At 52.7% G+C, this 19,526-nt stretch carries 19 protein-coding genes; 5 read left to right on the forward strand and 14 right to left on the reverse strand.

Annotated elements, in window-relative coordinates:
- Positions 1-36 precede the first annotated feature (36 nt).
- From HPY71_08860 to HPY71_08890, 7 genes are all read right to left on the reverse strand, one after another.
- A complete protein-coding gene (locus HPY71_08860) occupies positions 37-1,047 on the reverse strand; it encodes a nucleoside 2-deoxyribosyltransferase (GenBank protein NPV53621.1) in 1,011 nt (336 codons plus the stop codon).
- On the reverse strand, positions 1,019-2,077 hold the full coding sequence (locus HPY71_08865) for a LacI family DNA-binding transcriptional regulator (GenBank protein NPV53622.1): 1,059 nt from the start codon (positions 2,075-2,077) through the stop codon (positions 1,019-1,021). Before HPY71_08865 ends, HPY71_08860 begins: the two co-directional genes overlap by 29 nt.
- Positions 2,078-2,424: 347 nt before the next feature.
- Positions 2,425-2,616 carry a hypothetical protein gene (locus HPY71_08870; GenBank protein NPV53623.1) on the reverse strand — a complete coding sequence of 64 codons (192 nt, stop codon included), beginning with the start codon at positions 2,614-2,616 and terminating at the stop codon, positions 2,425-2,427.
- A gap of 2 nt (positions 2,617-2,618) precedes the next feature.
- The gene (locus HPY71_08875; GenBank protein NPV53624.1) at positions 2,619-3,374 is read right to left on the reverse strand and encodes a transposase; all 756 of its coding nucleotides are present in this window, start codon (positions 3,372-3,374) and stop codon (positions 2,619-2,621) included.
- 16 nt (positions 3,375-3,390) lie between these two features.
- Complete coding sequence (locus HPY71_08880) at positions 3,391-3,801, reverse strand: hypothetical protein (GenBank protein NPV53625.1); 411 nt, start codon at positions 3,799-3,801, stop codon at positions 3,391-3,393.
- A 30-nt stretch (positions 3,802-3,831) separates the two neighbouring features.
- Entirely contained in the window at positions 3,832-4,263 is a 432-nt protein-coding gene (locus tag HPY71_08885) for a hypothetical protein (GenBank protein NPV53626.1), read from the reverse strand.
- 207 nt (positions 4,264-4,470) lie between these two features.
- On the reverse strand, positions 4,471-4,557 hold the full coding sequence (locus HPY71_08890) for an AraC family transcriptional regulator (protein NPV53627.1): 87 nt from the start codon (positions 4,555-4,557) through the stop codon (positions 4,471-4,473).
- 171 nt (positions 4,558-4,728) lie between these two features.
- Between HPY71_08890 and HPY71_08895 the strand changes: the two genes are divergently transcribed.
- The gene (locus tag HPY71_08895) at positions 4,729-6,399 is read left to right on the forward strand and encodes an IS1634 family transposase (GenBank protein NPV53628.1); all 1,671 of its coding nucleotides are present in this window, start codon (positions 4,729-4,731) and stop codon (positions 6,397-6,399) included.
- A gap of 173 nt (positions 6,400-6,572) precedes the next feature.
- On the opposite strand, the gene HPY71_08900 is transcribed toward HPY71_08895, so the two are convergent.
- Positions 6,573-6,752: a hypothetical protein gene (locus HPY71_08900; protein NPV53629.1), complete on the reverse strand. Its 180-nt coding sequence runs from the start codon at positions 6,750-6,752 to the stop codon at positions 6,573-6,575.
- Between the two features lie 128 nt (positions 6,753-6,880).
- Between HPY71_08900 and HPY71_08905 the strand changes: the two genes are divergently transcribed.
- Positions 6,881-7,537: a hypothetical protein gene (locus HPY71_08905; protein ID NPV53630.1), complete on the forward strand. Its 657-nt coding sequence runs from the start codon at positions 6,881-6,883 to the stop codon at positions 7,535-7,537.
- Positions 7,538-7,779: 242 nt separating this feature from the next.
- Here the strand turns inward: HPY71_08905 and HPY71_08910 are convergent, their stop codons facing one another.
- A complete protein-coding gene (locus tag HPY71_08910; protein ID NPV53631.1) occupies positions 7,780-8,859 on the reverse strand; it encodes a DMT family transporter in 1,080 nt (359 codons plus the stop codon).
- Positions 8,860-9,763: 904 nt separating this feature from the next.
- Here HPY71_08910 and HPY71_08915 point away from each other — a divergent pair.
- From HPY71_08915 to HPY71_08925, 3 genes are all read left to right on the forward strand, one after another.
- Entirely contained in the window at positions 9,764-10,252 is a 489-nt protein-coding gene (locus tag HPY71_08915; GenBank protein NPV53632.1) for a hypothetical protein, read from the forward strand.
- A 199-nt stretch (positions 10,253-10,451) separates the two neighbouring features.
- On the forward strand, positions 10,452-11,231 hold the full coding sequence (locus tag HPY71_08920) for a sugar phosphate isomerase/epimerase (protein ID NPV53633.1): 780 nt from the start codon (positions 10,452-10,454) through the stop codon (positions 11,229-11,231).
- Positions 11,232-11,259: 28 nt separating this feature from the next.
- Positions 11,260-11,754: a phosphohydrolase gene (locus tag HPY71_08925; protein NPV53634.1), complete on the forward strand. Its 495-nt coding sequence runs from the start codon at positions 11,260-11,262 to the stop codon at positions 11,752-11,754.
- Between the two features lie 18 nt (positions 11,755-11,772).
- On the opposite strand, the gene HPY71_08930 is transcribed toward HPY71_08925, so the two are convergent.
- The 5 genes from HPY71_08930 to HPY71_08950 all read right to left on the reverse strand — a co-directional run bounded on the left by HPY71_08930 (position 11,773) and on the right by HPY71_08950 (position 19,291).
- Complete coding sequence (locus tag HPY71_08930; protein ID NPV53635.1) at positions 11,773-11,991, reverse strand: hypothetical protein; 219 nt, start codon at positions 11,989-11,991, stop codon at positions 11,773-11,775.
- A 408-nt stretch (positions 11,992-12,399) separates the two neighbouring features.
- A complete protein-coding gene (locus HPY71_08935; GenBank protein ID NPV53636.1) occupies positions 12,400-13,434 on the reverse strand; it encodes an ROK family transcriptional regulator in 1,035 nt (344 codons plus the stop codon).
- Between the two features lie 975 nt (positions 13,435-14,409).
- Positions 14,410-15,508, reverse strand: a protein-coding gene (gene prfB / locus HPY71_08940; protein NPV53637.1) for a peptide chain release factor 2 whose coding sequence is annotated in 2 segments (ribosomal slippage) — positions 14,410-15,438 and positions 15,440-15,508 — 1,098 coding nt in all. Because the reading frame shifts where the segments join, the coding sequence is not laid out codon by codon here.
- Positions 15,509-15,684: 176 nt separating this feature from the next.
- A complete protein-coding gene (gene secA, locus HPY71_08945; protein NPV53638.1) occupies positions 15,685-18,411 on the reverse strand; it encodes a preprotein translocase subunit SecA in 2,727 nt (908 codons plus the stop codon).
- A 295-nt stretch (positions 18,412-18,706) separates the two neighbouring features.
- Positions 18,707-19,291 (reverse strand): DUF5317 domain-containing protein, encoded by a 585-nt coding sequence (locus HPY71_08950; protein NPV53639.1) that lies wholly within the window; start codon positions 19,289-19,291, stop codon positions 18,707-18,709.
- Between the last annotated feature and the right edge of the window lie 235 nt (positions 19,292-19,526).

Genomic DNA, 19,526 nt, shown 5'->3' on the forward strand with positions numbered 1-19,526 from the left:
GTGCACCCTTTTTTGTGACGTGTTGCTTCTGACCCCTCAGTAACCTTCAAAAGCTGCCTCCACCATAGCTTTAAAGTTCAACGGATTCACGTAATCCGGTACGGTATTGCTGGAGCCGACACAGTAACCTCCATTGTAACCTAGCTTTTCGATACGATCTCGCACCAGCAGCCGTACCTGTTCCGGGGTCCCACGACTCAACAGGTCTACATCGATATTACCGATAAGACAGAATTGATGCCCCCTCTTGGCTTTCACCTCCTCTGCATCCATAGATTTGGGTTCTAGGGGATGAATTGCTGACACACCGATATCGACGAAATCATCAAAGACCTCCCACAAATTGCCATCGGTATGGTACAGGAATGGCACCCCTAGTTGTTTCGCCAGGACAGAGATCTTTTTCATCCAAGGGAACAGATGACCCCGCAGAAATTCGGGGTTGACCAATAAACCAGATCCGAACGCGATATCATCGGTATACCAAATGGCACCGACCGCCTCACCCGCAAGTTCAACCGCTCTCCTATTAACCTCATAGACGGCGTGCCCCAGCTGTTGCATGAGCTCGGCCACAAGCTCCGGTTGTTCATATAGGGAAAGGCAGAAATGGGTATACCCCATATGGGTCCATGCTTTTGTGAAAATGTCGCCGGTAGACAGGATGATCTTCATGTCCTGTGGAAGGTGTTTCTTTACATCAATCAAAAGAGAATAGTCGACGTTGTCCAGCTCGGTGCGCCAAGGCCAGTTCCTTTCTCTCAGATCCTCCCAAGTTCGCAGTACTCCTACGCTTTCAATAGAAGCATCTCTATGGTCAATGGCATCGAATCTGTAATCCGGCCGAACATGTACGTAATCATATCCGGCTTTTACCCAAAACTCCACTTCATCTGCCGCAGTCTGCAAGGGATGTTCAATTACCAATTCTTTGATTTCTTTGGCAATAAGAAATTCCCCCAAGGGTGGGCGATCGGACCGCCCCTCTAAGGTGAGGGATCTACGAATCCGATTGAAGTCAGGCTCCGGCTTGATGCTTAGTTTCACTAGGGTTCCCCCTCGTTTCGGTAGTATTTCGGGGTATAAGTATGCCGGGAATCAGCGTTTGGCTGCCACTGCTGTCCCCTGTACACATATCCAATAACATAGTGACTGCTTTCTCCACAATAAGGTCGGACTGTACATCAAAAGCGGTGATTCCTGGCTGGCTCATTTCATCCAAATCTCCCCCCATATAGCCAATGACAGCTACTTCGTCAGGGATATTAATCCCCGCCTGTAAAGCTTCCTGGACAAACTGGAAACGGGTCGTGCCTTCACTGATGAGAATCCCGTCAAATTCTTGATGACGGCTGATTAGATATCTAATAGCCCGTCTCCGCTCATTTTGTTTGCCTGTGCTCCACACACAGAGAGAATGATCGATATCCAACCCTGCTTGCTGGCAATTCTTGATCAACTCCTGATAAATGCGAAGATCAACAGCTACCGAAGATCTTCGGCCCAGATGGGCTATACGCCGGCATCCCCTACCAAACAGGTGCTGAACCGCTTCACGGATAATTTGCTCTACGTCCGCATCGACGTAGGCGAGGCCATCATTATTAGCGCAACGGCCTACCAAAACAAAGGGGACTTCGCGGCTCTTGAGGACCGGGATCCGCGGGTCAATCATTTCTACTTCAAAAACCAGGAACCCGTCCACCTGGCCGCCTTCAACTACTTGTTCTATTCCGGTAATCCTCGATTGTGATTCTTGATTCGGGTATAGTGTTACGTAATACCCCCGTTTTCTCGCGCATATTATGACCTGAGATATAAACTCAAGATAGCTTTCTCCAGGGTGATTATCTGGATCAAAGGGGTACAATACCCCGATTGAGTTATTGCTTCCCCTGGCCAAAGTGCGAGCGGCGTGGTTGGGAACGTAGCCGAGGTTCTGCATGGCCATCTCTACCCGACGACACAGTTCGGGGCGTACGGAAGGTTTGCCATTGATCACATTGGATACTGTCCCCACCGATACTTTAGCTGCTCTTGCTATATCGTAGATCGTAGGCATCTTTTTCCCTTCCATCCCTTTTCAATGAAGCGCTTCATTTATATAGTAGCATTGTTAATTCTTGTAGTCAAGAGGATGAATACTGGTACTGGACTTATGATATGAGGCCCCACTATATGGAATGCGGCAGCTAGCTGGGAGTCTGTGCTAGAAACAGATGGCATGGAAAGAGTCGCAAAATTACTTCTTTGGCTATCCACTTGCCGTGCGTTGGTTCCGTTAGAGCTAGGGCAAGCGTCTGGAGTGATTGAGAGTGTCAGAGGTGGGCTGTGTGCTACCAAGACGGTACGCACCGATAGCGCCGTATTGGTACCGGCGCTCGTATAAGAAGTCTCTTTGCTGGAACCCGGCACTTCATAGGCTCATGGAGAAGGGTCGATTCCGTAACGCTCCAGGATACACGCCACGAAGTCGTGATCTTCCTGGGGTCCCTTAAGCCTCATCCCTGATAGGATCCCGAGTTCCGTAACATCCAAAATGCCATATGAACCTTGATAAAAGACGATAATCTTGTCCATATTGGCGCTGGCAAGCTGGCGGCGCCAGCGTGCCATACCTACTTCCTGAAAGGGATCAGATTCCTTCCGGCTACCATTCCTTGTGGAGGCAAGAGGCTTAGATGATCCATCCAGGCCTTCTTGAGTAGGCCAGAGCTCGGCATCAAGGCCTGATACGCCCTATACGCCTGTACGGGAGCGAACGTGGCAAGGACCATGTAGATATGGTTATATACAGCATTGAGGAATTTCTTAGGGATGATGCCAAGCCCAAATGCCTGTTTGCCCTCGTGGTGGAGGAGGTTTTCTATGTTGCTCCTCTCATCGTAACCGTCAAAGGCAACAAATGGATCATCAACCGGCCCATTGGTGAGAAAGACAGTCTTGCCTGCGGGACCAGAATCTTTGCTATCCCACTTCCTCACCACCACGACGTCTATAGGCTGAGGAATATGGTCTTTTCGGAATATATGGTTTACCTCTTCTTGAGGGCAATACTGATCGTAAGTACAGAGACCTTCTATCCCTACAAGCTCGGTAAGGAGGCGTTCGGTAGTCTTGGCGCTGCCATAGCCGTGGGAGACTTCAGTTGTGCGGCTTGCGACATGCCCCTCACCAGATGAGGCAATGGATCTTGCGTCACATGTCACACGCATATTGTCTTTAGCTGGGGTGACGAAGGTGATGCGCATCTTATCCAGTTCATATAGCGTTGGACCATCTAAGAACCCCTTATCGAAGAAAAGACGGGTTATCTTCGCGTAGGACCCGATGTTTTCCTGGGCCTTACGGACGAGTTCGAGGGTGTAGTTCACCTCGTGCTCGTTTATCTTAACTATCTTCGCCGCAAGGGGGGATACGGCCTTTTTGCCAAAGCACCATTATGAGCTTAAAGCCATGGACAACGACCTCGACCTCCTGGATTTTACCGTGCTTGTCTACGACCTTTTGTTTTCGGATGACCGTGCCGCAGTCGTCCTTGGGAAAGCTATCAGGGACTATGAGGTCGGTTGCGTCGATTATCGTGTAGAGCTCCTCATCCAGGAGCGCACTTCTCGCGATTAGGGAGATAAGGATATTAAGAAGCGCTTCAGCTTTCTCGATAGAAAACCTCTCCATGACATTTGCCAGGGTCTGCGGGGAAAATGGGGTCGGTTTCTCTTTGCCCTGGGCGCGGCTATGATGACCTCGATTACAGATACCATCCTTAAGCACCTGGGCATTAAATCCGAGTAGTTCCATGGCAGACGCCCATGCCGCTACGCAGAACCATCAGGTAAAGGAAAATCCCCTGATGCGGGTGGAGCTATTTTCAGGGTAGACCCCCCATGCCGCATAAGCGGCACCACCAGAGAATGAAAATGACCTCTGTAAGATTATTTTCAGGGTAGCGCAATTGGCGAAAAGCATCTCCGGCATGGCGTTCATGGAAGGGATGTCGAGGAGGATTTTGGTCATGTAAGTCAGGGTAAACTGCACCAGGGGAAGGATCATGCGCTTATATGACACGATGTTGAATCTTTTCAAAGCATCCATGAAGCCGATGTGATTCATGAAGACAAGGAGGCCATCGAGGAGGCCGGCTGAATCTAGGGTATGGAGGGAATCGATCTCCTCGCGGTCATAAATGGCCTTGGCGACCCGGTTATCGTCGCGGGTTGCAAATCTAAGAGTTATTGTGGAATTAGTGGTAGTTTCAGTCATATGAGTATATCTTCCGCCTAAGCAATAGCGCCCAAAGTGTTTTATATCAGGACATTCGACATAAAGGAGGGAGTACCTCTGGTAATTATTGTAAATCGATAATAATATTTTATGTTTTGAGAAGGCTTCAATGGTGCACTGGGGTATAATTGACGGATGGTAAAGATCTGGAAGGTTATATCAAAAGTCCAGATACTGGTAAACACCTCAAAATCGCGGACCCAATTCGCTTGGGCTAAAGCCGGTGTAGCGTTTGAAGACCTTAGAGAAATAGTGGGGGTCACTGAAGCCCATCTGCCGTTGAACAGTAAACCCTCACAAAACGCCCTATTCGCAAAACCTGGATCAAGCGTGACAAGGCTTTTCGGGATCACGTATCGTAGGTAAAACGAAAACTTGTAGTAACAAATAATATAGGATTCTTTCTTGACTAGATGAGGCAGTTAGCTATATAATATAGCTACAATGTATATCCGAACTGTCACTGCAAAAACCAAAAATGGCCCGCTGGAATACGTCCAGCTCGCCCACAACCACCGGGACCCGGCAACCGGGATCTCCAAGACCCAGGTCCTGTTCAACTTCGGGCGTGCCGACCATCTCGACCTTGAAGCCGTAAGGCGCCTCATAAAAAGCCTTTCCAAGCTTCTGGGGCCGGACGAAGCAGCCGAGATCCATAAACAGCTTGGCGAGGACTACGGCTTCGAGTTCCTCGGCTCCCGCCAATTCGGCGGCCCCTGGCTCCTAGACGGTATGTGGAAGAGGCTTCGCATCGACACTGTCCTCAAAAGGCTCCTCGCTAATAGGGACTATCGGACTCCCGTGGAGCGGTCGATCTTCGCCATGGTAGCCAACCGGGCGTTAAATCCCGGGAGCAAGTTGAGCATCGAGGACTGGACAGCCCAGGAAGTTTTGATAGACGGACTGCCAGAGGCCGAGGTCCATCAGCTTTATCGAGCCATGGACTTCCTGCTAGAAGCCGCGCCGGAGATCCAAAAGGAAGTCTTCTTTTCCGTTGCCAACCTCTTCAACCTGGAAGTCGACCTCATCTTCCTGGACACGACCACCACCTACTTCGAGATTGAAGGCGAGGATGGAGACGAAGGCTTGCGCAAGTGGGGACATGGCAAGGACAGTCGGGACGATCTGGCCCAAGTAGTTATCGCCTTCGCCGTGACCCGTTCCGGTATCCCGGTACGCTGCTGGGTTTGGCCGGGGGACACCCCGGATCAGGACGTGGTTGAGCAGGTCAAGCGCGATCTGAATGATTGGCATCTGGGCCGGGTGGTGATGGTCCAGGATACGGGATTCAACTCGGAAGATAACCGCCGCACTCTGCAGGGAGCTGGTGGTCACTACATAATCGGCGAGAAAATGCGCCTTGGCTCTAAAGGGATGCCGGCTGAGGCATTGACCCGAGGCGGGAAGTACCGGACGCTCCCAAATGGGCTTTTATGCAAGGAAGTGATCGTTGGCAAAGATAGCGAAGCGAGGCGCCGGTTTGTGGTAGTCAAGAACCCCGAGGAGGCCGAGCGTGACAAGGAAAAGCGTGAAGACATCGTAGCTGAGGTGAAGAAACGCCTGGCTGAACTTAAGCAGACCTCCGGCGAGCCTCACCAGAAAGCTGCGTGTGAACTGCGAAGTCACGATACATATGGTCGGTATGTTCAGCAAACCCCCACCGGCGAACTTCAGTTGAATAGAGAAAAGATTAAGGCTGAAGAGCACCTGGACGGGAAATACCTGCTTTCCACCTCGGACGACTGGCTCTCAGTGGAAGACGTAGTCCTTGGATATAAGCAGCTTTCCGAGATCGAGCGGGTTTTCCGCGACTTGAAGCACCTCGTGGACATCCGCCCGGTATATCACCGGCTGCCCGACCGCATAAGGGCGCACGTTCTCCTCTGCTGGCTAGCCATGCTGTTGATCCGGGTAGCCGAGGACGAGACCGGTAAGACATGGCGGCAGATGAAGAAGAGCCTTGCGACTCTTAAGATAGGCATCCACCGGGCTTCATCAGGCGAGGTCTGGCAGACAAATCCACTCCAGGCGGAGGTAAAGGGCCTCTTGGAAAAGCTGAAACTAAAGCTCCCACCCAGGTTCTATGCTATGAAACCTGCCAAGAAGGAGATGTAGTAACAATCATTTTTCAAGGTGCAATGGCCGCGAAGTTTTATGGCAGAAGGGTCTCCGCGCCTTTTTTGTGACTCGTTACTGTACAACGGCAGATTGGTTCTAATTAACACCCTCGGTCGCCGGTCTAACTCTGATAAGTGAGAGCAATAATTGGCGGGAAGAATCTACCGAACCTACCGCCACGGTTTCAACCCTAGAAATAGCACCTTCTGCAGGGCTTCTTCTCTCACCTTGTTGAAATAACGCTCTGCTTCCGCCTGACGATAAAGACGCTCGGCATGATTGGGGTCTTCCTTCCTGGCGAGTCTCTCGATCTGTACCCTGATTATCAGGTTTCTGATCACGAGCTCCATAATATAGCCCCCCTCGACACCTGGATTATAACCGGCTATAATATAAATGTCAGTTAGATAATAACACGACAAAATCTAACCTGTCAAGTGACTTTAATAGGTTATATAGTTAAGAGGAGATTAGGATTATGGACGATTCGACCACCTGGGCTGGCAACCTTGACTTGTTGGGAGGCAGGCTTTGCCTGGATTTCGCAAATACCGTGGACTGGCATGCAAGCGACCATCCTAGAGAATGGTTGACCAGCTATTCTGACCTTGTAGCGTGGAGCCGCCACGCTGGTATATTGACAGAGGCGCAAGCCCAGGATCTCAATCATGCAGCTACACGCCAACCAGAAGAGGCTGCCTCAGTCCTGGAGAGGGCGATTAGCCTAAGGGAAGCGCTCTACCGGATATTCTCAGCTATTGCCTCGAAAAGGGAGGTGAATGTTGAGGATATTGCCATCGTGAATACCATTCTTAACAAAGCCTTAGTTCACTTGCAGGTCGTTTCTTTAGGTAACAGCTTTACCCTGGGGTGGAACGGCGAAGGGGAATTAGACCGGATGCTCTGGCCTGTTGTATGGTCAGCCGCCGAGCTCCTGACATCAGGAGATCTCAATCGGGTGCGAGAATGTGCAGGAGACGGTTGTGGGTGGCTTTTTCTCGACACAAGCAAGAACAGGACCCGGAAATGGTGCTCGATGGAGGATTGCGGAAACCGGGCTAAGGCAAGAAGGCACTACAGGAAAACGCAGGGGCATCGTCTTGGAAACTCTCAGCGTACCCATTTGGGTACTTGATTTGTACAACCTGATGAAGATAAGAACTATCGCAAGCAGGCTCAAAATATCTCCATGTCGCGGCAGCGGCTCATAGAGGACAGGTTCGCAAAGGATCATCTGTGCCATACATTACTCCATCCGGTAGGGGTTGCTGCTATCCTGGCGCAATTTGGCTATCCTGTGGACTTGCTTATTACAGCGCTGGTTCATGACGTCATGGAAGGTCTAAACCTGCAAGGCTATGTCGCCGCCATCGAGCATTATCTTCCGACGGACGCATTGGGGGAAAGCATAGCTTTGGCCTTTCTATGGCTGTGTCGGTGATGAATGTCAGGCGCGTGAGGATGGCAGTGTTCGATGGCTTCATGGGTATGTAGATGCGAGTGATAATCATTTGGTGGGATTTCCCCGCTAATATGATAATGGATGTGATGTTCGTCATCGTGACGGTGGCGGTGCTCATGTTGCAAAAATGGGTGCTTATGGATATGGCTATGCCCTTCACCGAGAAGAAGCATCGCCCCGACAATCATCATCGGTGCTGAAACAGCAAATAACGCGCCGGGAGATTCACGGAAAAGCAGGAAGGAAAGAACCGCCCCGACAAATGGCGCAGTGCCGAAAAGGGTACTTGTTCGCGCAGCGCCAAGGTTACGCATGGCAAGAATAAATAGAACGATGCTTGCCCCATAGCTCACGCTGCCCAGGAGCATGGCCTTGAAAACAGTTAGCATGCCGGGAAAAGGATTATGTAGGACGAATGCCAGGACCAGGGAAAAGGCACCGGCTCCCAAACCCTTGATCATGGTTATGGTGAGTGGATCCTTCCCGGAGATGTTACGAGTGAAATTGTTGTCAATTCCCCATAGAAGGCACGCGCAGAGCACTCCTACGGCACCGAGTGAAAGCCCCCATTGGCCGCCTATATTCAATGATAATAGAGCGCTTGCTCCTGTTATCGTGCCGATGGCAAGCCAGATACGCTTCCCTATGGCCTCTTTAAACGCTAGCCCGGCGACGAGGGCGGTGGCCACTCCTTCGAAATTGAGTAAGAGCGACGCGGTGGCAGCCGGGGTGTGGCGCAAGCTGAAGAATAGGATGATAGGGGCCGCGACGCCCCCGGTGAGTATTGATCCTGCCAGCCAGGGTAGATCATTTCGTCCTACTCGTGCTTCGTTGGATATGGAAAATAGATGGAAGCTCCTGATAAATAACAGGCCAAAACCGCTCCCCAAGTACAAAAAGGCTGCAAGCAGAATAGGCTCAATATTCCCTAATAGCAACTTGGCGAGAGGAGAGCTTACCCCGAACAATGCCGCGGCCAAGATAGCCAGGAACATGGGATATGCGAGCTGGCTCACCCGGATTCATCCTTTCGAGTATGAAGGCAGATGTCAGAGTATATTATAGCTATATTATAGCGCAAGAGCCCATGATATCGTACACCTCCACCGCCGAAACTGTGGCCCCGTCCCAACATGATCCCCGTATTCTGGGCAGATCCACTCGATCTCGCCTGTATCAGCGGCTCTCATAGCTCGGATATGTCCCGGGCAGGGTTTGCGCCCTGGTCGTGTCGACGACACCGGACATCGGTTTCTATGAGCTCCCCAGGAGGACACGTGAGCGTGGACACAATGATTCTACCGAGATAACAAGCTAATCTACCGGGTGGGCCAGGTGCTGGCATACCGTTATCGTCTAGAAAATGCCTCATATTCTGTTATCATCATAAATGTCTAACCCCTTCTATCCATAATCTATGCCGGTTGTATTACCTCCATCGTAAGCCCGTTATCGGGCTAAACTGCAGTAACTAATCGTCGTCTCACCACGAAAAATGCGGTCAATTCTCGACTAACCCATTTAGGATTTCGATTCGACCCGGGGATTTCCTTCATTTCTTTTGTCGCAAAAGATGGCGATTCCATATTCGGACCTTGCGCTGGATGGTCGAGGGTTATTCATATCTATGCCCCGAAGCGAATAATGGTCAATGGTCGGGGTTTAATGGATTTGAGTGGGTAAGATAGTTTGTGGCGAAGTTCTCTTCCAACCCATCAACCGCGCTTTGACGTCTGATTTGCTGGGTTCCCGCTTAGTTGAGAAGGAAGAGTTCGGAATGTGGCGAAAAAATAGAGGGGGGTCTGTTTGAGAGTTGACGATATGGTGATGGCTTTCCTGCATTGGTGGCGTCCAGGCATAAAGAAAAAGCTGGAAGGAGATAAAAGGAGGCAAAAATGGATGAGCGGTAAATCTAAAGCTCGTAAATCGTGGCAAGAAAAGTTAGCAGATAGCAAGGGACTGCCGAAGGTTGAAGAGATCACTGACAAGATGAGTAAGAGGTGGGGGACAGGTACAGTTGTCATTCCAGCCCCGATAGAAGTGGATGAGATCATGAGAAAGGTCCCTGAGGGCAAGGTGATTACAATAGATCAGATTCGTACAATACTCGCCCAAAAACATGGTGCTACAATGGCTTGCCCGCTGACCACCGGGATTTTTGCTTGGGTTGCGGCTCATGCAGCAGAGGAAATGGCAGCGGAAGGGAAGAAGGATATTACTCCCTACTGGCGGACATTAAAAGCAGGCGGGGTGGTAAATGAAAAATATCCCGGTGGCGTAGAAGCTCAAAGGAAGTTGTTGAAGCAGGAGGGACATACGATAATCCAAAAAGGCAAGAAATATGTCGTTGTGGACCTGGAAGATAGTATCTATGTCCCCATGGGATAGGTACCTGTCCGCAACTGCTATGCGAAGTTGCTCCCCAATCACGGCCGTTCGAGCTGGCGTCCGTTCCTAGAAGATGTCTCGCCTGGCTGGTGCGGGTGGGATTCAAGAAGCGGGCGGGGGCTCCGGCCAGGTAGGCTCCGGCCGGGCAGGGCGGGTAGATCGAAATTCAACAGAAAGCCTAAGACAGGAGGCGTTAAGGATGAAGGTTGCCGTATCCACATGGAGTTTGCGCGATCATGTGAACAAGGATTTTCTTCTTAAGGACTTTCCCGGCTTTGTGAAGGAACGTTACGGCGTGGACGCAGTCGAGCTCTGCCAGATGCACTTCCAGGCTCAGGATGCAAGATACCTGGATGAGATAGTTGACGGCCTGAGGAAAGCCGGTGCGATAGTAATAAACATGCCTGTAGACACGGGGAATATATCTCAGCCAGACGAGCGTAAGCGCAACCACGACCTGGAGGTTATGAAGGGATGGATGGATGTTGCGGCATATATCGGGTGCCCAAGCGTCAGGATTAATACTGGGAGCCAGGATGGGAGCCAGGGGTCCGGGGTCGTCGACCTCTCCATAACCATGAATTCGTATCGCAGGCTTGTAGAATACGGCGAGGAGATCGGGGTGATGGTGCTTCTCGAAAACCATGGCGGGATATCAGCGGATCCTGATAATATAGTTAGGTTGTTCGAGGGGGTCGGTCATAAGAACTTCAGGGCCTGTCCTGACTTCGGGAATTTTGCGCCCGAGGTGAGGTACCGGGGGCTCGAGGCAATGGCCAGGTATGCGGTCATGGCTCATGCCAAGACATATGACTTCGATGAGAAGGGCCGGGTGCCCCAGTTTGACTTTGCAAGGTGCATTTCCATCCTGAAGGGTGCGGGCTTTGATGGGTATCTTTCAGTTGAATTCGAAGGGAAGGGCGACCAGCTCGCAGGGGTGAGGCGAACCATAGAGCTCATCAAGGAGAATTGGGGGTAAATTGGGGGCGAAAGGGGGGCAGTAATCCGTGGCAAAAGAAGAAATCATAGGGGAAATGAAGGAGGTATTCGGGAACGATATAAGGCGGGTCGATCATGCGCTGAAAGTTTTGGGATATGCTGAGGACATAATGGCTGGGGAAGACGTGAGTGAAGATATGCATAATATTATAACCGATGCGGCCGTTCTCCATGACATAGGTATAAAGGAAGCTGAACGCAAGTACGGCTCATCGGCCGGGCCGTATCAAGAGAAAGAAGGTCCGCCTATAGCTAAAGCTATCATGGAAAAATTAAAGCGACCACCTGGTGTCATAGATCGTGTGTGTTACATTGTAGGCCATCACCATACTGCATCCAGGGTAGATGGCCTAGATTTCCAGATATTATGGGAGGCTGACCTATTAGTGAACATAAAGGGTGAAGGGCTGGATAGAGACAGAAAGAGTTTAAAGAGTATCGTTGAAAAGAATTTCAAAACGTCGACCGGAAAAGCCATAGCCTGTTCCCTGTTTAGCCTTTGAAACATAACCCCGGCAACCCTAGGGTGATATGAGGCCTCCCGCTTTCATAGAAGCAAGGGTCCAGCCGAGTTTGGTGATGCTGCGGAATACATTCGCCGTCACCTCGGACATCTTTGGCTTGAGTCCTGTGCAGTCGAACGCTACCTCACAGACGGTGGGAGAGGGTATATAGCCTGGTGCCTGCCCACCGCCCGGGACCCTCAAGTCGTCCTCCCCATCAAGCCGAATCCTGCACAACTCAATGGAGAAATTATTGCGAGACTTTCATCAAGGTATCTTCCACTGCTTTTCGCCCAACTTCCGGTGCGCCGATTAAGACCGGCGAGATGTAGGAGTGAAAGTCTCTACGATGAAGGAGCAGCGACCCACATTGACCCCGAGCCATGCGTTTGCAGCCGCGAGGTTGCAGCTGACGCAGTAACTGGAGATCCAGAGTTCAGAAGACCAGAAGAGTCCTACCTGCTCGCCGGCTACGGGTGCATTTGATGCATGTCAATAACCTAAGGTCCCCACTAACCCTTAACTTCAAACATCTCCTGCAGAACAAGACTCACGGTCCCCACTATCCCTGCATCCTCGCCCAGCGACGATGTCTCTATGCTCACCGGGCGGATGGGGAGCATCAACACATTCTCTTCCATCATCCTAATTTATAACCTCCAACAACGGCTCCCCCACCCCGAAGATCTTCCCAGAAAGGATTACCTTATCAGGGTCGAAATAGCTGATCAGCGCTGCAACTGCAAGCCCGACATACTCCCCAACGTCCAGTACTACCTCCCTCGCCAGAGTGCTACCTTCCCGGAAAGCCTCCACAACCTCATCTATAGTCAACCCCGCAACATCCCCGCCCAACCGCTCACGCACATGGTTCGTCAGCCAGTCTTCCTCCCTCTTTCTCCCCCAATCCCCCTCCACAACACTATTCTTCACCCGTTCAATAATCGCCGCATTCGACGCAACCGCCTCCAAGCAGCCTCTCTTCCCGCAGGAACAGCGGGGTCCGTCCGCCATAACCGGAACGTGACCGGCGAGAACAGAGCTGTTGCTGGAGCCCCTGTAGAGCTCGTTGTTGAGTATGGCAGCGGCACCTATACCCTCTATAATATCTAGCATTATCACATTCCTGTCGCTCTTGCACGACCCGAAGAGTCGCTCACCGACCAGTTTGGCCCTGGTATCATTCTCCACATAAGCGGGGATCCCCAGTTCATCACTGACCATCCGAGCGAGCGGAAGCTCTTTCCACCCGTCCAGCTTGGGACAGAACTGGACCAGTCCCTTGTTGAAATCGGCGAGCCCCGGAACGGCGATGCCTATCCCGAGAATCTTCGATCGCCTGATCTTCAGATCGTCCAGTGAACCCTCCACTAGTTCCCGCAGCCTCTCGACAAAACTCTCCGGGCCCGAACGGGGCTGGGTCTCAAACGTTATATTCTTAAGCACCCTCGCTTCACAATCGGTCACCGCCATATGCGTGTGTTCCACCTCAACGAACACACCTATCACATACGAATTGGACGGATCGAACTGAACGAGCACCGGGGGCTTGCCCCCTCGCTTGGTGGAAGAACCGTTGCCGGCCTCCTTGAGCAGCCCCTCCTCGACCAACTCATTCACGATGCCGCTGGCGGTAGAGCGGCTCACACCCATCAGCTTTGAGAGCTCGCTTCTTGACATCGGGCCGCCGTCCCAGATCAATTTGAGGATGCGACACGTTTAACGCGGGAGTTTTAGACTGGCTCAAGGGTCGCGCCCCACGCGGGCGCGTGGATTGAAACCAGAAATGCCACCTGCTGCGTAGTGTAGCATGTTTTCCTCAGATATGCTACAAGGTGTAGCACGTCCAGCCTCTGGTAATAATATGGAAGTTATCATAACCCAAGAAGGAACCAGTGATGTACAAAACGGATGATGCGAGATGAATGACGTACATCACGGGTGGGGGAGGAATAGTGACCTACGTCACCGGTAGGGCGAGATAGAGTGACGTACGTCACTAGTTAGGCGAGAAGAGTGATGTACATCAGCGTTCGGGCCCTACGCGTGACGTGGGGAACGGGTTAGGCATGACTAGTGATGTGCATCAGCATTCCCTTTGAGGGAGGGAACCAGTGATATATGTCACACGTTGGCCTTCAATGATGACATATGGAACGATTAATTGAGAACCCGTGATCTACGTCACGTATTAACCTAGAAGAGTAGCAATGTAGAGAATCTCAGTCGTGATCTCTCTAAACATGCGCACTGCCAACTTTCTTGGCAGGCTGCGCGCAGGGGTGCCAAGTTTATGGGCAGTCATTCATCCACTCTGCCAAGATTCTTGGCAGGGTGTCCCAGCAAAGAGGTGAAGGTGGCAACTTTCTTGGCAGGCTGCACATGAAAATGCCAAGATTCTGGGCAGCTACTCGCTCATCCTGCCAATATTCTTGGCAGTTTGCCCCGGTCAAAGGTGAAAGTGCCAATATCCTTGGCAGGTCGCGCATAAAGGTGCAAAGAAACTTGGCAGTTTTGCCGCACCCAGGAGTTAATCTGCCAAATTTCTTGGTAGAGCGGGGGCAGGCCTGCCAAGTTTCTTTGCAGCTTCACCGTATCAGGTTCCGGTCCGTCGTAGTGCTCTATGGATAAGTCTATTGGGAAAACCTATCAAACCTACGGCCTCTTTTTCCTGAGATACGCCTCGATGAACACCTCAAGCTCGCCGTCCATTACCGCCTGGATATTCCCCACCTCGACGCCGGTCCGGTGATCCTTCACCATATTGTAAGGGTGAAATACATAAGAACGTATCTGGCTTCCCCAGGCTATCTCGCGCTGCTCGCCGCGCAGCTCGGCCAGCTTCTTATTCTCCTCCTCGCGGTAATGCTCGAAAAGCTTCGCCCGGAGGATCTTCATGGCCATGAGCCGGTTGCTGTGCTGCGACCGCTCATTCTGGCACTGGACCACGATCCCCGTCGGGATGTGCGTTATCCTTATGGCGGACTCAGTCTTGTTTACATACTGGCCGCCGGCCCCCCCCGCCCTGAACGTATCTATCTTGAGGTCCTCGGGCTTGATATCGATGTCTATAGCGTCATCGATTTCGGGCATGACATCCACCGAGGCAAAGGAGGTATGGCGCCGGGCGTTCGCATCAAACGGGGATATCCGCACGAGCCTGTGGACCCCTTTCTCCGCTTTGAGGTAGCCGTACGCATTTCGCCCCGAGATCAGGACGGTTACGCTCTTCACCCCGGCCTCCTCACCGGGCAGGAAATCCACTATCTCGGTCTTATAGCCCTGCCGCTCGGCCCACCTTAGGTACATGCGAAGCAACATGCTGGCCCAGTCCTGAGATTCGGTGCCGCCGGCGCCAGGATGGATAGCCAGGATGGCGTTGTTTCCATCATACTCCCCGCCGAGCAGGGTGGATAGCTCGAGCCTCTCCACCTGGCGGGCGAGGTCCTTCAACCCCTCCTCGACCTCCTCTCCGACCGACTCATCCCCCTCTTCGATGCCCAGCTCGAGCAGGACGCCCAAGTCCTCGGCATGTGCGTTAACCTTCTCCCAGGTCTCCACCGAGGCCTTGAGCGAGCTGGCGCTCTGAAGCACCTTCTGAGCAGACTCAGGGTCATCCCAGAAACCGGGGCCGCCCATCTCCGCCTCGAGGCGCGCGAGCTCAGCCTTTTTCCCATCTATTTCAAAGATATTCCCTCATCTCTTCGATTCTCTGCTGCAAGCCCTCGAGCTCCTGTTTCATCTCCCCAAGCATGAATCATCATCCCTTCCTAGTGCATACTTACCTAGTGCTAGACTGCTAGGAATATGCTCGAAAACCCTATCGAAGGGGCTACATCCCACAATATATTGGGACAATTCCTAAGGATGGCTACAACATATGAAGGCTGTGAGGGTTTTCGAGCAATCTCCTAGTGTGCCAGTGTGTACTTACCTTCCGCAGCACTTCTTATACTTTTTCCCACTGCCGCAGGGGCACGGGTCGTTGCGCCCGACCTTCTTCACCCTGCGCTGCGTAACCTGGCCCCCGCCAGACCCACCGGCGGCACCCAACCCGCTAGCGCCGGCGCCGGCAGCGGCACCGGACCACCCGCCGCCAGTGAGGATATAGCGCCGTGCGCGCGGCGCCTCCTCCGTCTTCTTGCCAACCCTGAACATCCACCTGACTACGTCTTCCTGGATGCTCGCTATCATCGACTTGAACATCTCAAATGCCTCGACCTTGTACTCGATGAGCGGGTTGCGCTCGCCGTAAGCCCGGAGCCCTATACCCTCCCGCAAGTCGTCCATGGCCTGCAGGTGGTCCATCCACTTATTATCAATTATCCTCAGCATCACGAGCCGCTCGAGCATACGCATCTGCTCGGCGCCTATCTCAGCTTCGCGGGCCTCGTATGCTTTCACGACGACATCCTCGAGGTAGCTGAGCAGCTCATCACGCTTCTTGCCATCCAGCAAGCCCTCATCCAGCTTCTGCGCCTGTGGCAGGGCGAAAACCTGCGCTACCCGCTCGCAGAGCCCGGCGACGTCCCATTCCTCGGGAAGCACCTTCTCATTTGCGTATACATCGAGCATGTTCTTTAGAACAGTCCGCATCATGTCGATGACGACGGGCTTCAGATCCTCGCCCAGCAGGACGCGCCGCCTCTGGTCATAGATGACTTCGCGCTGCTTGTTCATGACATCGTCGTATTCCAGGACCTGCTTACGAATGTCGAAGTTCCTGGCCTCGACCTTCTTCTGGGCCGACTCGATCGACTTCGAGATTCTCGGATGTTCGATCGGCTGGTTTTCATCCCAGCCAAGGCGGTTCATAACGTTGGTTATGAATTCGCCCCCGAAGAGGCGCATCAAATCATCCTCGAGCGATACGTAAAACCTCGATGAACCGGGGTCGCCCTGGCGCCCCGACCGTCCTCTCAGCTGGTTATCTATCCGCCTGCTCTCGTGCCGCTCGGTGCCAAGGATATGCAGCCCGCCGAGCTGGACTACCTTCTCATGCTCAGCGCTCGTTTCCCTCTTGAATTCGGCAACGAGCTCCTGGTATTTCTCCCGCGCGGCCAGCACCTGAGGGTCGCTCACGGGGCTGCGCTCCGCAGCAAGGGCGATGACGTCAGGGGGGTACCCCATGCCGCGCAGCTTCTGCTTCGCAAGGTACTCGGGGTTGCCACCCAGGATGATGTCCGTCCCGCGGCCAGCCATATTTGTGGCGATCGTAACGGCACCCAGGCGGCCCGCCTGGGCGATGATCTCGGCCTCCTTCTCATGATGCTTCGCGTTCAGGACCTGGTGAGGTATCCCTCGACGCCGGAGCATATCGCTGAGTATCTCCGACTTTTCGATGGAGATCGTGCCGACAAGCACGGGCTGCCCCTTTGCGTGCAATGCGACGATCTCTTCAACAACCGCGTTGAATTTTGCCCTCTCAGTCTTGTAAACGACATCAGGGTGATCGGTTCGTATCATCGGCTCGTTGGTCGGGATAACCACCACATCGAGCCCGTAGATCTTGCGAAACTCTTCCTCCTCCGTTGCCGCGGTGCCCGTCATGCCGGCCAGCTTCTTGTACATCCTGAAGTAGTTCTGGAATGTAATGGACGCAAGGGTCTGGCTCTCGTGTTCCACCTTGACGCTCTCCTTGGCCTCAATGGCCTGGTGAAGCCCATCGCTGTAGCGGCGGCCAAACATGAGCCTGCCCGTGAACTCATCTACGATGATGACCTGGCCGTCCTTGACAACATAGTCCCTGTCGCGCTTCATCAGGGCATGCGCCCGCAGTGCCTGGTTGAGGTGATGGGTCAATTCCACATTGGCGTCATCATACAGATTATCGATCTTGAGCCATTGCTCGACCTTGGCCACGCCCTCCTCAGTGATGGCCACCGCGTGCGCCTTTTCGTCCACAGTGTAATCCTGCTCAGGCTTGAGCCTAGGCACGAGCCTGGCAAACTGGTAATAGAGATCCGTCGACTCCTCGGCCTGGCCTGAGATTATAAGGGGGGTTCGGGCCTCGTCGATGAGTATGCTGTCGACCTCGTCGACGATGGCGTAGTTTAACTCCCTCTGGACTATCTGGCTTATGTCCGTGACCATGTTGTCCCGGAGATAGTCGAAGCCAAACTCATTATTTGTCCCATAGGTGATATCGGAGTTATATGCATCCCGCCGCTCCTCATAGTCCAGCCCGTGAACGATAACACCGACTGACAGGCCGAGGAACCTGTAGATGCTGCCCATCCACTCGGCGTCACGGCGTGCCAGGTAGTCATTTACCGTGACAATGTGAACGCCCTTGCCAGGAAGCGCATTCAGATAGGCGGCCAGCGTCGCCACAAGGGTCTTGCCTTCGCCTGTCTTCATCTCGGCGATCCGGCCCTCATGAAGGACAATGCCGCCCATTAGCTGGACATCAAAATGCCGCATCCCAACCGTCCTCTTCGCAGCCTCTCGCACGACGGCAAAGGCCTCCGGCAGGATATCATCAAGGCTCGCGCCATTGGCCAGCCTCTCCTTGAATTCACCAGTCTTCGCCCGCAACGCGTCGTCTGGCAAACCAGCAATGTCAGATTCAAAACCATTTATTACCTGAACCCTGTCCCTGAGCCTCCTAATTTCCTTTTCATTGAAATCAAAGAGGTTGCGGACAAATTCAAACATCTCCACTCACCACCTATCTAGCTCCCAGCAGGAGAATCTATCTCCCATCAAAAAAACGTCAAGCATCCCATCATAAAAGCACTGAATAGACAGCAGAAAAAATGTCAAGCAGAACCCCGCGGGTCTTATCTTGACCTGCTGGTCTTATCTTGACATCGATCATCCCAGAATTCCACGCTTCTGATTATACCATTTTAAAAGATGACGGGCAACCCCATGGCAAGCTGGCAAGCTGAACGAGCTGATGAGCTAATGAACTAACCATGCTATTGTGCCGCTATGCCGCTACGCTATATTATGCCCGGCGCATCATCCATCTCTGGATCAAAAGAAAGACCCCGACTGCTATGACTATATCTCCAACGCTGGTCATCCGGTGAACAGGGTAGGGCCTGCCGATCGCGACCATATCCCCCAGGAAGGAGAGTCGCGCTCCAGGGCCCGCCAGGCAATAAGTTACCGCTCGCCCAGACTCTATTAGAGATATCTGGTCCCCCATGCCGATTCGTATAAGACCCTCGGGTGAAACGGGCATCCTACCTCCGTTTGCCGCGATAACGATGAAATTCAGCAGGATCCCGGCCCCCATAACCAGCATCTCAGGCATGCTGCGGTTTGACCACACAGCAATAAAAAGAAGGATATAGGTTACGATATAAAGATACGGGGCTATTTCACTCAGGGCCGGCCAGCCTTTTAGCCCCGCCGCAATCAATACCTGTTCGACCAGGAAGGCCAGGATAATTAGATCAACCCGCCTCAGTGGGAGGTTCCCCAGCCTTCGTATCTGCCCCCCGCGTATCTTCCCGATCGCAACCGATGCCAGAGCCGCGTCGAGGACCACCACCTTCACCCCCTCGTATACTTTAGCTGAGATCACAAGAGACCCCAAAAAATATACCTGTGAATAAATAGTCGTCGCCGGGGCTGTGGATATGTGGTCAACGCGTAGCGTTGTCCAAGCATCTGTGGACCCTGTGGGTAACCCCGAAGGGGTTATCCATAAGTCCACAGATGCGCCATATCCACAGCCCAGGACTTGAAGTTTTGGGGCTTTCCTGAGACAATGGCCTTAGGTTGGCAGGGGCAGGTCTGGCCACCCCCTGAGGCATAGC

It is taken from the genome of Bacillota bacterium, from assembly GCA_013178125.1.
GTDB lineage: Bacteria > Bacillota > SHA-98 > Ch115 > JABLXJ01 > JABLXL01.

Coding starts and splice junctions, on each gene's coding strand:
- HPY71_08905 (NPV53630.1), top strand. CDS start 6,881: ATGGACGATTCGACCACCTGGGCTGGCAACCTTGACTTGTTGGGAGGC.
- HPY71_08895 (NPV53628.1), top strand. CDS start 4,729: ATGTATATCCGAACTGTCACTGCAAAAACCAAAAATGGCCCGCTGGAA.
- HPY71_08880 (NPV53625.1), bottom strand. CDS start 3,801: ATGGAACTACTCGGATTTAATGCCCAGGTGCTTAAGGATGGTATCTGT.
- HPY71_08910 (NPV53631.1), bottom strand. CDS start 8,859: ATGTTCCTGGCTATCTTGGCCGCGGCATTGTTCGGGGTAAGCTCTCCT.
- HPY71_08900 (NPV53629.1), bottom strand. CDS start 6,752: ATGGAGCTCGTGATCAGAAACCTGATAATCAGGGTACAGATCGAGAGA.
- HPY71_08885 (NPV53626.1), bottom strand. CDS start 4,263: ATGACTGAAACTACCACTAATTCCACAATAACTCTTAGATTTGCAACC.
- HPY71_08890 (NPV53627.1), bottom strand. CDS start 4,557: ATGGGCTTCAGTGACCCCCACTATTTCTCTAAGGTCTTCAAACGCTAC.
- secA (NPV53638.1), bottom strand. CDS start 18,411: ATGTTTGAATTTGTCCGCAACCTCTTTGATTTCAATGAAAAGGAAATT.
- HPY71_08935 (NPV53636.1), bottom strand. CDS start 13,434: ATGTCAAGAAGCGAGCTCTCAAAGCTGATGGGTGTGAGCCGCTCTACC.
- HPY71_08870 (NPV53623.1), bottom strand. CDS start 2,616: ATGGCACGCTGGCGCCGCCAGCTTGCCAGCGCCAATATGGACAAGATT.
- HPY71_08920 (NPV53633.1), top strand. CDS start 10,452: ATGAAGGTTGCCGTATCCACATGGAGTTTGCGCGATCATGTGAACAAG.
- HPY71_08865 (NPV53622.1), bottom strand. CDS start 2,077: ATGGAAGGGAAAAAGATGCCTACGATCTACGATATAGCAAGAGCAGCT.
- HPY71_08915 (NPV53632.1), top strand. CDS start 9,764: ATGAGCGGTAAATCTAAAGCTCGTAAATCGTGGCAAGAAAAGTTAGCA.